This is a genomic window from Lacibacter luteus, from assembly GCF_004118265.1.
Lineage (GTDB): Bacteria > Bacteroidota > Bacteroidia > Chitinophagales > Chitinophagaceae > Lacibacter > Lacibacter luteus.
Window position 1 is genome coordinate 1 of record NZ_SDHW01000003.1, and the last position, 12,717, is coordinate 12,717.

At 41.6% G+C, this 12,717-nt stretch carries 13 protein-coding genes; 7 read left to right on the forward strand and 6 right to left on the reverse strand.

What is annotated here, in order from left to right; genetic code table 11:
- Positions 1-162 precede the first annotated feature (162 nt).
- A complete protein-coding gene (locus tag ESA94_RS11095; protein WP_129130985.1) occupies positions 163-351 on the forward strand; it encodes a DUF3606 domain-containing protein in 189 nt (62 codons plus the stop codon).
- A 332-nt stretch (positions 352-683) separates the two neighbouring features.
- Here ESA94_RS11095 and ESA94_RS11105 read toward each other — a convergent pair whose 3' ends face one another.
- A complete protein-coding gene (locus tag ESA94_RS11105; protein WP_129130986.1) occupies positions 684-1,400 on the reverse strand; it encodes an arginine-tRNA-protein transferase in 717 nt (238 codons plus the stop codon).
- Between the two features lie 62 nt (positions 1,401-1,462).
- Entirely contained in the window at positions 1,463-1,816 is a 354-nt protein-coding gene (locus ESA94_RS11110) for a hypothetical protein (protein WP_129130987.1), read from the reverse strand.
- Positions 1,817-2,531: 715 nt separating this feature from the next.
- On the opposite strand from ESA94_RS11110, the gene ESA94_RS11115 reads away from it, so the two are divergent.
- The 4 genes from ESA94_RS11115 (at position 2,532) to ESA94_RS11130 (ending at position 5,290) form a co-directional block, all read left to right on the forward strand.
- Positions 2,532-3,095 (forward strand): RNA polymerase sigma factor, encoded by a 564-nt coding sequence (locus ESA94_RS11115; RefSeq protein ID WP_129130988.1) that lies wholly within the window; start codon positions 2,532-2,534, stop codon positions 3,093-3,095.
- Complete coding sequence (locus ESA94_RS11120) at positions 3,076-3,984, forward strand: hypothetical protein (RefSeq protein WP_129130989.1); 909 nt, start codon at positions 3,076-3,078, stop codon at positions 3,982-3,984. The genes ESA94_RS11115 and ESA94_RS11120 overlap by 20 nt, the downstream gene beginning before the upstream one ends.
- Positions 3,950-4,648, forward strand: coding sequence for a hypothetical protein (locus tag ESA94_RS11125; protein ID WP_129130990.1), 699 nt, complete (start codon positions 3,950-3,952; stop codon positions 4,646-4,648). Before ESA94_RS11120 ends, ESA94_RS11125 begins: the two co-directional genes overlap by 35 nt.
- A 309-nt stretch (positions 4,649-4,957) precedes the next feature.
- Positions 4,958-5,290: a YegP family protein gene (locus ESA94_RS11130; RefSeq protein ID WP_129130991.1), complete on the forward strand. Its 333-nt coding sequence runs from the start codon at positions 4,958-4,960 to the stop codon at positions 5,288-5,290.
- Between the two features lie 38 nt (positions 5,291-5,328).
- On the opposite strand, the gene ESA94_RS11135 is transcribed toward ESA94_RS11130, so the two are convergent.
- Entirely contained in the window at positions 5,329-6,471 is a 1,143-nt protein-coding gene (locus ESA94_RS11135; RefSeq protein WP_129130992.1) for a cysteine desulfurase family protein, read from the reverse strand.
- Positions 6,472-6,819: 348 nt separating this feature from the next.
- Here ESA94_RS11135 and ESA94_RS11140 point away from each other — a divergent pair, with 348 nt between their 5' ends.
- The gene (locus tag ESA94_RS11140; RefSeq protein ID WP_205755963.1) at positions 6,820-7,593 is read left to right on the forward strand and encodes a murein L,D-transpeptidase catalytic domain family protein; all 774 of its coding nucleotides are present in this window, start codon (positions 6,820-6,822) and stop codon (positions 7,591-7,593) included.
- Between the two features lie 75 nt (positions 7,594-7,668).
- Here ESA94_RS11140 and ESA94_RS11145 read toward each other — a convergent pair whose 3' ends face one another.
- Positions 7,669-8,346, reverse strand: coding sequence for a hypothetical protein (locus tag ESA94_RS11145; RefSeq protein WP_129130993.1), 678 nt, complete (start codon positions 8,344-8,346; stop codon positions 7,669-7,671).
- 6 nt (positions 8,347-8,352) lie between these two features.
- On the reverse strand, positions 8,353-9,849 hold the full coding sequence (gene rpoN, locus ESA94_RS11150) for an RNA polymerase factor sigma-54 (protein WP_129130994.1): 1,497 nt from the start codon (positions 9,847-9,849) through the stop codon (positions 8,353-8,355).
- Positions 9,850-9,886: 37 nt separating this feature from the next.
- Between rpoN and ESA94_RS11155 the strand changes: the two genes are divergently transcribed.
- Positions 9,887-10,240, forward strand: a complete 354-nt coding sequence (locus ESA94_RS11155) for a hypothetical protein (protein ID WP_129130995.1) — start codon at positions 9,887-9,889, stop codon at positions 10,238-10,240.
- Positions 10,241-10,242: 2 nt separating this feature from the next.
- On the opposite strand, the gene ESA94_RS11160 is transcribed toward ESA94_RS11155, so the two are convergent.
- Positions 10,243-12,717, reverse strand: a complete 2,475-nt coding sequence (locus ESA94_RS11160; protein ID WP_129130996.1) for a helix-turn-helix domain-containing protein — start codon at positions 12,715-12,717, stop codon at positions 10,243-10,245.

Below are 12,717 nucleotides of genomic sequence, written 5' to 3' on the forward strand. Positions count from 1 at the left end.
AAAAACAACTAATCTTTTTATCAACTTCAGGGGGTCAGTTTGAAATGGCCGCAGGGGGTCACATTGGTCTGGCGAATGGGGGTCACATTAAGCCGGTAGCAGGGGGTCAATTTGAGTGGATTTTCCAATTAGTTTAAGGCTTTTAACCAAAAACATCTTGCAATGGCAGACAATCCAATTTACCGTGACGGGCGTGATGATACACGCATCAATCTTAACCAAGCGCATGAGGTGCGTTACTGGACAGGAAAGTGGGGTATAACAGAAACAGTACTGCGTGCTGCTGTAGCAGCAGTTGGGGTGTTGGTGAAGGATGTGGAAGCATGGTTACGCAGAAACGGGCATGTTTAATAAGGGGAAGAAAGAAGTAAGAAAAAATAATGTGTGAATCCCGTGTCTCTTGCGGAAGATCCTTGGCAGAAAGAAATGACGATTTTCAAGCAGCATTAAAACTGAATGTACTGAACAGCTACCTGATCGGTTAACCACACCCCGTTATCGGATAAGAAGAAGGAATAACCATCGGTTTGCATTGTGCTCTATAATTGTTCAGCCTGCTGCAGCGTGCCGACCAGGAATGGGTGAGGAGTGGCAAATGGTTTCAGAATTCGGTCAGACCGGTAAACCGGGCCGACCGGGAAGCGTTCAGCCGGCTGGTACATACTTCTATTTTTGAGCTATGGTTATTTACTCTGCGCTCTAAAAAAACTCCGCAACATTTCTTCATGCAGCTGAAGAAGGTCAACGCTGTTATAAGCTATCCATGCATCGTTTAACCGGTGGTACAGTTCGGTAGCATTCAGATCGGGAAATAATTTGTAATCGAATTTGGGTGTGTGCAAACTAACATAGCCGGGATAGAAATAGGTTTTGTGCTGTTGTATTGCTTCATCGAGTTTCAGCAATACCAATGTTTTTCCCAGGCTGTATTTTTTATAAGCAGGATCGTACATGTTGAGGATACCCATGGTTGTGGTTTCCCCTTCATCGTAACAACCTGCAGCAATCAGTTTGCCTTCATGACGGATACTGATCATTTTCGTTGCAAATACCGATTCAGTTTTGTCGCCCAATAAATACCCCTGAATGGTTTCACTCATGTCAAAATTGATTGCACTGCGGTAACAGGTAAATAGCTGTTCCAGTTCATCCGTTATTTGTAAAGGCTCTATTGTTATGGAAAAGTCTGCAATTGCTTTGAGCAGTTTCCTGCTTTTGTTGCTGTGTTGATAGTCTGCTAAACGGTAACGCAACCAGAACACAGCAAGAAAATCATTTTCTTTTGTAATAAGATCGGTGGTGATCAACATCTGCTGTATACGGTACCAGCCTTTGCTGAGATAAACATCAAGCAACGCAGGATCGATGGACGCAGGGTAAAAATGTTGGTAGTAGATCATACAGGTAAATCAAAACTCCGGCTGTAAGATACTTCATACCATGTTTTGCAGAAGAGTAAACATTACATACCTGTATCAATATCCAGCAGCAGTGTTACCTGTTCCTTATCCTGCAACACATAGTCACCGGTGTTCAAACAAAACTCTTTTAGGTTGTGTATACTGCCTGGCTTCACAGTTGTTATGGGTTGCAGCTGGTAACTGTAGCCGGCCTCATCACCAGGGGTAAGTAACAAACAATCGGGGCTGGCAGCTGTTTGCGAACGGTCGATGATACGCCAGCCGATGTTGAGTGGTGGCTGGTTGGGATCGTTGCTTTGTACTTGTTTACTAAGAACCAACGCATCTACATACGCTCCATGCATTAATAATTTTAGTTCGGGGGTTGTGGCGGTAAGTTGAACAATGAGCAGCATAATAAATTTTTTATGCTACGAAACTAAACAGGCACTTTGCAGTGTATTTGCGGAGTAGAAAGAAACAAGGAACAAGAACCAAAATCCAAAATTCAAGGCACAAGGAAGATGACACAAGGCGGAAGGCAGAAGAAAATCAAAATCCAAAACAAAGCCCAAAAAGCAAGGGGCAAGAGCATACTGCGTGCTAAAACTTCGGAGCATCAAAAGAACAGGTAACCGGCAATCGCAAATAAAAGTGCTGTAACTATTTTAGATGGCATCGCAACTTTTTAAGCTGCACATTCGTCAATATATACAGGTAAAAGAAGAAACCTTTTTTAATAAGAAGGCTGGTTTGAAATGTGCTGTTCGCAGCACATTTTTGTGCGTTTGCACTTCCAGTAAGCAAGTATGATCCTGATTAATTATCTATTCCATAAGCATCGCCGCATTAAAACAACTCTTTTGTTTTACAGGGCGGTCTTGTTTTTAATACCGTATCCTGTTTTTTATTTATTAGCTGTTAGCGGCCACATGGTCAACACAACAATTACTCAACCCAAATACACATTTACTATGCATACTCATCATTAACAATCAGCAATACCTGTTTAGTGCTTTATAAAAATGTCTTTGTCCTTATGAATGCTGCCTTTGCAAACGAAAAACATGCACTGTCTTGACGATTTTCTTTGCCTATAAGTTTCGTCGTAAAACTGTCATACAAAGAAGAATGAAAAAAAAGGAAACCGAAGGCGACCCTAACACTGAGATTGGCGTCTTAATTAAACAAAGCATAGCGGGCGACGATAAATCCTTTAAAACCCTGTACGATCGTATTGCCGGAAAAATGTACAGTCTTTGCCTGCGGTATATCAAAAACCAGGAAGATGCAAACGATGCATTCCAGGATGGATGCACCCGGCTTTACGCCAATTTAAAAAATTACAGATCGGATGGTGTGTTTGAAGGATGGGTACGCCGCATTTTTGTAACAACCTGTCTCGACCATTTAAAGAAAAAAGAACTGCAGCTTGTGGAGATAGATGAACAGGCACCTGTAAAATCGTCGGACCTGTCGGCTGTTTCCCGTCTCGAGCTGTCGGATCTTTTTCATAAGATCAAACAACTGCCCGATGGGCAACGGGTAATATTTAACCTTTACATGGTGGAAGGGTATAGTCATAAAGAAATTGCTGCTATGCTGAATATTTCAGAAAGCGGAAGTAAATCACAGTTTCACAGAGCCAAGCTGTCGCTAAAGCATATTTTGTCGAATGAGCAAGACGCCAACTGATATTTTCAAACAACTTCAGCAATACGAAGTAACCGTTCCTGCAAACTTGTGGGAACAGCTTCGTATTGCATTGTTTGAACAGGATGAACAAAGCAGTCTGCATAAACTGCAAATGCTCGAAGTGCCTCCTCCCGATCATTTGTTTGAACAGGTAATGGAAGAAGTTGAAGACCTGCGTTTGAAAGAGGAAACAAGTAAGCTTACTCAGTTTGAGCTTGCGCCACCTGTATTACTTTACGATCGGCTTAAACAGAAACAACAGCCTGCAACTGTATGGACATTATTCAATTATAAACGTAGATTCTTTTATTATGCAGCAGCGATCCTGTTGTTCATGCTTGCTGTGGCCATAGCATTTCGTATAAGTTTTACAAAAGAGAAAACGGATGCAACAGCAGATGCTCCCAAACAAAACCAATCGGTTTCTCCTGTAAGCGATACAGCTACAGTAGTAACAACACCGGTACAAACAAAGACAGCTGTTGCGGCAAATAAACGGACCGTTTACTTAAATAGTGGAATAAAAGAAAAGTTCTATATGGATGTGCCTTCTGTTTTTATTGGAAGAAGGCGGGTGCCTGTTTATAACAATGATCTTTTGTTTTCATTTACATCCATGTCGTTTTCAGAGGGACGTTCTGTATTTAAAGAAAAGAACAAACCTGTAATTGTGAAAGTGGATGACTACACCAACATCCGGGTGTCGGATTTTATGAGTAAGCAATTGAGTGATGTATTTAGAACAAAACGAAACGGGAAACCTGCACATGCAGCAAAAAGAGCAAAAGCCCGAATTAATAACTGGCAAAAGGCCGATCGGAAAGCGTTTGATAAGAGTAAAACAAAAAGTCCGCATGATATTATTGATCTTACTGAAACAATTTTTTAAACTGCAAAGATCTGTTTGTGTGCTGCTGTTTTTTGCAGTTGCAGGAGTATGTATACCTGTATATGCCCAGGAGAGTAATGCGGTGCAGTTGAAGGGCACAGGTCGTGTATCAACATTAACCATTACCTACGAACTGCAAATTGCATCTGCAAAAAAGCGGGGGCATGCAGAGAGTTATAATGGCAGCATTAAAACCATTTTTATTCAGGATGGAAAAGTGCGCAACAGGCTTGTAGCGCTGATGCGTATACAGAGTTTGTTTTATTTTCAATCGGCTATACAAGGTGCAGATACCATTATCAGCGTAAAGGAAACAGGCAAGGATCGGATTGTAAACAGGTTTTCAAATACCGAGTGGGATGATCTTAACAGGAAGTACCGGAACAAACGGCTTGCGTTTTTCTCCGACTCGATACTGATCTTGAACTATACCTGTTACAGAGCTGTTGTTTCATTAAGTGATGGGAAAGAAATTACGGTCTTTTATACAACAGCTATACAAAACGAAATGCTGCAACTTACAGAGCCAGCCTTTGCCGGTATTCCCGGTGTTGTGTTGCAATACACTTATCAAAACAAAGAAGCAACTGTTGTTTATAAGGCTACCAATGTTACTACAGATGCAATTGACCCTGCAGTATTTCAATTACCTGCAGCAAAATAAAATCAACACATTTTTGTGTAACATAAAAGAGGGACCGTAAAGAATTACAGTCCCTTCACTCTTTGCATAGGTAGCACTAAAATGAAAACCAAATTCGAGTCTCAAAAAAATCTTTGAATAAACATTACCCTTTTTAAAGACGATCCGATAAAACAAAAAGTTGCGGTTCGTTATCAAAAAGAAGGATTGTAATGAAACTGAAGAATACAATTACATGTATGCAGTTATAACAGCAACTTTTGCATTGTTGCGGTCGTCTATATTTATTAAAGCACTTTCAAAAAATACTGCAAACAACAGCATGTGTCAATGGAGAAATTTATTGTGTGTTTAAAACGAAATGGTCTTTTCCAGTTTAAGCTGGTAAACGAACAGGAGCAAACACTGCTTGCAAGTTTAAGCTATACACATAAACAAACATGTTTGAATGATATTGAAATGTTACGATCCGGCTTTGATTTCACAAACCGGTATTTTGTAACCGAAGTAGCGGCAAATAAATTTTGCTTTGCGCTTTTAAAGAGTGATATAGAGTTGTTGGCAGTAAGCAAAGAATTTACATCCGAATCGGATTGCGAAAACTATATCAAAAGAATGCAGGAAACAGTAAGCGGCATGATCATCGATGAACAGATCCATTAGATAATTTTGATGTTGGTCGACCGACCAACTATAGTCAATCATTCACTCAATATCTTCTTTATAGTTTCCAACGCAAACGCAACTTCTTCCTCAGTTGTAAACCTCCCCAGGCTGAACCGGATACTTCCACCGGCAGCTTCATCATTTATTCCCATTGCTTTTAATACATGCGAAGGTTCTGCAAGTGCACTGCTGCAGGCCGAACCTGATGACAGCGCCAGTTGTTGGTTTAAACGGGCAATCAGTTGGTTTGCTCCCGGAATGGTAAAAGAGAGATTTGCAACATGCGGCAAAAGAAAACTACGGCTACCGCTTAACGTACAGGAACCTGTTTGCAGTAAACCATCGAGCAGTTGATTGCGGACTGTTGTGAGTCGCCCGGATTCTGTTTGCATCAAACCGCCTGCGAGTGCACAGGCTTTACCCAACCCAACAATGCCAGGTACATTGAGTGTGCCGCTGCGCAACCCTTTTTCATGACCACCACCATAAATAAGCGGAGTTAGTTTTACACGGGGATTTCTTCTTCGCACATACAATGCGCCAACTCCTTTTGGTCCGTAGATCTTGTGTGCTGATAGAGCCAGAAGATCGATACCATCCGCTTGCACATCTACCGGAACTTTGCCTACAGCTTGTGTTGCATCGCAGAAAAAAAGCACTTGTTTTTCTTTTGCCATTGCCCCGATTGATCGGATAGGAAACAATACACCTGTTTCGTTATTGGCAAACATGCCTGCAATTAAAATGGTATCAGGTCTGATGCTTTGATTCAGCAAATCCAGATCGGGGCGACCGTTGCTGTTTACCGGCAAATAGCTGATGTCTGCACCCTGCTTTTCAAGTGCCGCACAGGTATCCAGCACAGCTTTGTGTTCGGTTTGCCAGGTGATGATATGCTTGCCCTTATTGGTATACGTATGAAATACAGCTTGTATGGCCAGGTTGATGGCTTCTGTAGCGCCTGAGGTAAACACAATTTCAGAAGCATCGGCTTTTAACAGCTGGGCTACCTGTTCTCTTGCAATACTTATAGCCTCGTCTGCCTCCCAGCCATAGCGATGGGTTTTGCTGGCGGCATTCCCAAACCGGGTAGTAAACCAAGGCAACATGGCTTCCAACACCTGCGGATCGCAGGGGGTAGTTGCATTGTAATCGAGATATACAGGTAATTGAAGCATCTAACTATCTGCAAGTTACGCTATTCTTCAAACCGCTATATCCTGAGCGGCTTGCCCTCCCTTACGAAGTGAAGGAGAGAGTTGAAGGGTGAGCGTTAACTGAATCTTTTCACCCGATGCAGGCAGATTCTTGCCCCATCAGGCGGCTATTTTAACAAATCGGCCCCGGCGAAACAGCCTAACTTTGCCGCACTTCACCACCCATCAGGCTATAGAAACCCTTAGTTTCCCAATTCTTCTGCTGCGAGAGATACTATTAAATTTAAAAAATCGTTACCGGCTATGAGTTTGGTGAAAAGAATCAAATTATTATTTTTACGTATCCTTTATCCGACAAAAACCTATTCTATGAAGCTATTACGTACCAACGTACTCTACATCGTTATTACCGCCATTATTACTTTACAAATTCCTATTGCTATTGCCGGTAACAGTCCCGAAGCCGGTACTTTACAATACTATACCGACAACAACAAAGCCGCCGAGCCGGTAGCTCCTGCGCTTAGTGCGGAGGAAATGTTGCTGGCTACCGCCGACAGCATTTATGATACACTGCATTTACTCAATGCAGGTTTGGAGGAAGAAGCATTTGAACAGGCTTATAAAGGCTATTTCAAATTAAAGGAGCTGGGGCAGATCAGTAAAACAGATGTGTTGACCATTGCCGATTTCTCAAAACCATCTTCTGCAAAGCGTTTGTTTGTGCTGGATATGGAAGAAGGGAAGATCCTTTTTCAAACACTGGTAGCCCATGGCCGTAACAGCGGCTTGATCTATGCCAAAGAGTTTTCGAATAAACCCGAATCGAACAAAAGCAGCCTTGGTTTTTACCGCACTTTACAATCGTATTATGGCGAAAAAGGTTATGCCATGCGTTTAGAGGGATTAGAGAGAGGCATCAACGACAAAGCATTTGAACGTGCAATTGTATTTCACGGTTCCGATTATGTAACCAACAGTTTTCTGCAAAGCAATGGTTACCTGGGCCGCAGCCTGGGTTGTCCCGCAGTGCCTATGCAACAGACAAAGCCCATCATCAATACCATTAAAAACGGAAGCCTTTTGTTCATTTATCACCCGAACGAGCAATACAAAACAAAATCAACCATATTAAACAGCTGACGCTGTAAATCATTAACCTGTTAAGATTCGGAATTTCTGATGATGATAAACCCTGGCTTTTGCCGGGGTTTATTTTTAATACACGATCATCCATGCAACAAACTGAATCAATGCACCGGCGATAAGCCCTACTGTTATTTCGGCTTGTTTATGATCGCTAACCAGTAAGCGGCTGGTGCAGGTAATACCTGTAATGAGTATGGCCAGCAGCAGTGGCAGTACATCATCGAGCAGGTTGCCAAACAAAAGCAGCAGAAAAAAACTAAACATACCCCCAACACCCGTTGCATGCATGCTCACTTTTATATAATTGTTGATGAGGAGCGAAGCTGATGCTGCAATAAATGCACTTAATAAAAATGCTCTCAGTGGTAATGGGTCGTTCAGTTGTTTGGACACATAATAACTCCAGAAGAAAAAGGTAATACAAGCTACATAAGGTATAATGCGGTCTTTTTGTGTACGCAGTTGAATTGATTGGATAAAGCCCAGCCCTTTTAACAACAACACTGTAACAAGCGGCAGAAAAATGCTGGTGCTGAATACACGCAGAAAAACAGTAATGCGCATATCCTGCTCCATGCCCACAAACACATTATTGTTTCTGTACAGCAGGAATAATACAACCCATGCAATAACAAATACGGGATGAAATAGGTAAGAGAAAAATACAGCGAACGCTTTTACAACAGGATTGATCTTGCCATCTTTTACATCAAGATTCCCTTCTTCTGTAACCACCAGTTGTTCCATAACAGCTTATAATTGTTTACGCAAACGGGCAACAGGTATATTCAGTTGCTCACGGTATTTCGCTACCGTACGTCGTGCAATATTATAGCCTTTTTCCTGAAGTAATTCGGTTAAACGTTCATCGCTGAGGGGTTTGCGTTTTTCTTCTGCTTCCACCAGGTCGAAGAGGATCTTTTTTACCTCACGGGTTGATACCTCTTCACCGCTTTCTGTACTCAGCGATTCACTGAAGAAGAACTTCAATCGGTAAGTACCAAACTCTGTTTGCACAAACTTACTGTTGGCAACACGGCTTACGGTGGAGATGTCGAGATCGGTCTTTTCAGCAATATCTTTTAAGATCATAGGCCTCAGGTTGGTTTCATCGCCTGTGAGGAAAAACTCTTCCTGGTGCTGCATAATGGCACTCATGGTATGCAGTAATGTATTTTGCCGTTGCTTGATGGCATCAATAAACCATTTGGCCGCATCAATCTTTTGTTTGATGAAGAGTACGGCTTCTTTCTGACGCTTGTCTTTTTTGCTGCCACGGTCATATTCTTTCAACATATCCCTGTATCCTTCACTGATGCGCAGATCAGGGGCATTGCGGGAGTTGAGTGTTAACTCCAGTTTGCCATTATTGTTCAGTATAAAGAAGTCGGGAACGATATAGGTTTCGGCTTTGTTCACCTCGCCTACATTACCACCCGGTTTAGGATTCAATTTAATGATTTGCTGAATAATGGCTTTGAGGTCTTCATCTGTAAGCGACAGACTCCTTTGTATTTTCTCGTAATGTTTTTTCGTAAACTCGTCGAAGTATTTTTCAAGAATTACAATAGCCTGTTCAAGATCTTTTGATGAATTGTTTTTTTGTTTGTGCCTTAATTGAATAAGCAAACATTCCTGCAGATCTCTTGCACAAATACCGGGCGGGTCGAATTGTTGAATAAGCAGTATGATGTCTTCCACTTCCTGTTCAGAAGAGTCGATGTTTTGACGAAAAGCCAGGTCGTTTACAATTGCACTGTTTTCACGACGGAGATAACCATCATCATCAATACTTCCCACAATCTGTTCTGCAATAACACTTCTTTTTTCATCGAGTTTTAACATGCCCAGCTGTTGCAATAGCAATTCGTAAAAACTGGTCTCCAGTTTAACCGGAGTTGTTTTCTGTTCTTCATGATCGCCGTAGTTATCATCACGTGTGCGGTAATCGGCAATATCATCATCACTATCGCTTACATATTCAGCTATATCAATATTCTCGTATTCATCTTCGCTTCCATCCAGATCATAATCTTCTTCATCTGAAGAATCGAACTCATCTTTTGGTTCTTCCATAGCCTGGTCATCGTTCTCTTCGTTCGATTGCTCAAGAGCGGGGTTTTCTTCCAGTTCTTCTTTGATTCGTTCTTCAAGATTGGCCGTAGGTACCTGGAGCAACTTCATTAGTTGAATTTGCTGAGGCGATAATTTTTGCAGTAATTTTTGATGTAGTCCCTGACTCAGTGCCATTTTCTCAATACATTTAGGTGTACAATGCAAATTTCGTATGGCTAAATTAGGGAAAAATTACACCCGTTTTAAAAATTGGAACAATTTTTGCTGTTTGGCTGCTGCCTGCCTGCTGAATCTTCCCAATTCAACTTCGCAAACAATTGATTCTGTTAAACTTAAAGCAAGTGTAAATAATCAGTCAGATTTTAAATACTTTAACAGTTCACTGCCTCTATTACCGATAAACAACGCAATCGGCAAAAAAGTTCAAATAAATTTTGGCAGTCCTTTTTCGCACTGGGGCTTTATATGCGTGGGTGAGTATAAACTGGAACAGAAAACAGGTATTCCATTCCGTTTCCGGCTTGGTTCGCTTGAATATGTAAACAAACTCGAAGGGAAACGATAAACTTATACCTCACTTAATTTTAAAAAGGCCAGGTGATTTTGCACGGCCCTGACATCTGTGAAACTATAAGCATCACCTAAGGCAAGTTTATGTTCGGTATTTGTTTGTTCGGGATAGAGTTCAATACGGTTAAGAATAGTTTGAAGCTTCTCTGCTGATAATAATTGGTTCACTTTTACACTGCCTGTTTTAATAAGATCCACCAAATGGCCTTCAATTGTTCCGGCGGTAAGATTTCTCAAGGTTGCAATCTCAGTAATGGATTTGCCTTCGGTAAAATAAGTGAGGGTAGTGGTCTTCGTATCAACTTTCGCTTCCGTTGATTTTTCTTTTCGTTCTCTTTTTGGTGCTGCTTTTTTTGCTTCGATATTGGTTGTAAGATTGTGCTCTTCGCAGTAATCAATTACTAATTCCAATATTTCATCGCCATATTTATCAACCTTGGCTTTACCAAACCCTGAAAGTAACAGAAGATGTTCTTTTGTAAATGGCAGGTAGGTACAAATATCCTGCAGGCTGTGGCTGTTCGCCAGCATATAAATGGGCAAACTGTTTTCGTCGCAAATACGATCACGCCATTCTTTTAACTGGAAATACAGTTCCGGGTTTGTAATGCCGGTAGCTGTTTGTTTTTTATTGGCAGCATAACTGCTAAGATTAGCCCTTGTTGTAACCAGGTTTAATTTATGTTTCAGGTGTTGCGTAATACCAAAAGGTTGTTTACACGACTGTAAAAAATAAATTTCTGTATGTAATATAACATATAAGTTGTTGAGCTGTTCGTTCACTTCATCGGCTGCCGTTTTGTGTTCGGTTATAAGCGGATGTTGTTTCAGTTGCTGCTGCAATTCTTCCAGGCGGGGAATAAAATAATTGCCGGCATCCTGCACCCGCTTTTGTAATGGTGCATTTTCTTCTACCAACGGATGTTGTTTGCTGAGTTCATTTAACTGCAGCAAAAACTTTTGTGCAACAATGCATAGTTGCTGCAGTTGTTGTTGCCAATTGCTGATCCAGGTTTCGGCTTCTTCATTTAAATCGAACTTATGTTTGCTGATGCTTTGCTGCAATTGTTTTGTTGCAACATTTGTTTGTGGAAAGGAGAATAATTCTTCGAGCAACTGTTGTACAAATACTTTTCGGGCTTCTTCGAAACGTTGTGGCAACGAACCCTTTGGCAATAATGCTTTCTGTCCGTCTACTACCTGTTGATTACTGAAGATGACTGAAGGTTGAATTTTCGATAACAATACTATTCCATCCAGACTTGTACAACGACTCAATGCCACATACACTTGTCCGCTGGTGAACGAAAGCCCTGCATCGATCATTACTTTTTCAAACGTCAATCCCTGGCTTTTGTGAATGGTGATGGCCCATGCCAAACGCAGCGGATACTGTTCAAACGTACCCAATACATCCTGCTCTAGTTTACCATCGGTTCGGTTAAGCGTATAACGTGAATGATCCCAGGTTTCTTTTTGCACACGGATGTTTTCGTTACCGCAACGGACAATGATTTCATCATCGGTTAAAGAATGCACAACACCGATCTTGCCATTAAAGAAGCGACGGCCAACCGTATCATTCTTTAAAAACATCACCTGTGCACCTTCACGCAGTACCAATTCGGCATCGGCAGGATAACTGTTCTCAGGAAAGTCGCCCTCAATTTTTGCAGTGTATGTATAGGGTGGAGCAGTTAAACGTTGCAGCTGCTGACGATTGATGAGCTCTGCCTGGTTATTATGCGATGTGAGTGTAATGTATGTTTCATCACGATCGGGTTGAAAGCCGGGTATGTAGCGTTCATTTAATATTTCCAGGTCTTCAGCATCGAGTTGATTGTTGCGCACTTTATTGAGCAGTTTTACAAACAACTCTTCTTTTTGCCGGTAGATTGTGGTTAGCTCAATCAACAAAGGCATTTGTTCCTGTATCACTTTACTATCAAAAAAGAAAGTAGAACTGTAGTATTCCTGCAGCACCTGCCATTCCTGGTTTTGAGCAACAGGCGGTAACTGAAACAGATCGCCAATAAACAAAACCTGCACACCACCAAACGGAACAGCATGTTGCCAGCGCACACTCCGCAGAATGGTATCGATCGCATCCATCACATCGCAACGCACCATACTTACTTCATCAATTACCAACACTTCCATTTTACGTAACAGCTGCAGCCGTTGTTTGTTGTAACGGATCTTTGCAAGCAGCTCCTGTTTACCGGCATTGGTTGGTAAGAAAGGATGAAAGGGCAAATGAAATAAACTGTGCAACGTAACGCCACCTGCATTAATAGCTGCCACACCGGTTGGCGCTGCCACAATGGTATTTTTGGCTGTATGCTCTTTGAGGTATTTTAGAAAAGTGGTTTTGCCTGTACCAGCTTTGCCGGTAAGAAAAATACTTTCCTGTGTTTCGGTTACAAAACGATAAGCCAGTTCAAACCGTTCGTTGCGTTCCACAGATTGCAT

Coding starts and splice junctions, on each gene's coding strand:
- ESA94_RS11095 (WP_129130985.1), top strand. CDS start 163: ATGGCAGACAATCCAATTTACCGTGACGGGCGTGATGATACACGCATC.
- ESA94_RS11105 (WP_129130986.1), bottom strand. CDS start 1,400: ATGATCTACTACCAACATTTTTACCCTGCGTCCATCGATCCTGCGTTG.
- ESA94_RS11110 (WP_129130987.1), bottom strand. CDS start 1,816: ATGCTGCTCATTGTTCAACTTACCGCCACAACCCCCGAACTAAAATTA.
- ESA94_RS11115 (WP_129130988.1), top strand. CDS start 2,532: ATGAAAAAAAAGGAAACCGAAGGCGACCCTAACACTGAGATTGGCGTC.
- ESA94_RS11120 (WP_129130989.1), top strand. CDS start 3,076: ATGAGCAAGACGCCAACTGATATTTTCAAACAACTTCAGCAATACGAA.
- ESA94_RS11125 (WP_129130990.1), top strand. CDS start 3,950: ATGATATTATTGATCTTACTGAAACAATTTTTTAAACTGCAAAGATCT.
- ESA94_RS11130 (WP_129130991.1), top strand. CDS start 4,958: ATGGAGAAATTTATTGTGTGTTTAAAACGAAATGGTCTTTTCCAGTTT.
- ESA94_RS11135 (WP_129130992.1), bottom strand. CDS start 6,471: ATGCTTCAATTACCTGTATATCTCGATTACAATGCAACTACCCCCTGC.
- ESA94_RS11140 (WP_205755963.1), top strand. CDS start 6,820: ATGAAGCTATTACGTACCAACGTACTCTACATCGTTATTACCGCCATT.
- ESA94_RS11145 (WP_129130993.1), bottom strand. CDS start 8,346: ATGGAACAACTGGTGGTTACAGAAGAAGGGAATCTTGATGTAAAAGAT.
- rpoN (WP_129130994.1), bottom strand. CDS start 9,849: ATGGCACTGAGTCAGGGACTACATCAAAAATTACTGCAAAAATTATCG.
- ESA94_RS11155 (WP_129130995.1), top strand. CDS start 9,887: ATGGCTAAATTAGGGAAAAATTACACCCGTTTTAAAAATTGGAACAAT.
- ESA94_RS11160 (WP_129130996.1), bottom strand. CDS start 12,717: ATGCAATCTGTGGAACGCAACGAACGGTTTGAACTGGCTTATCGTTTT.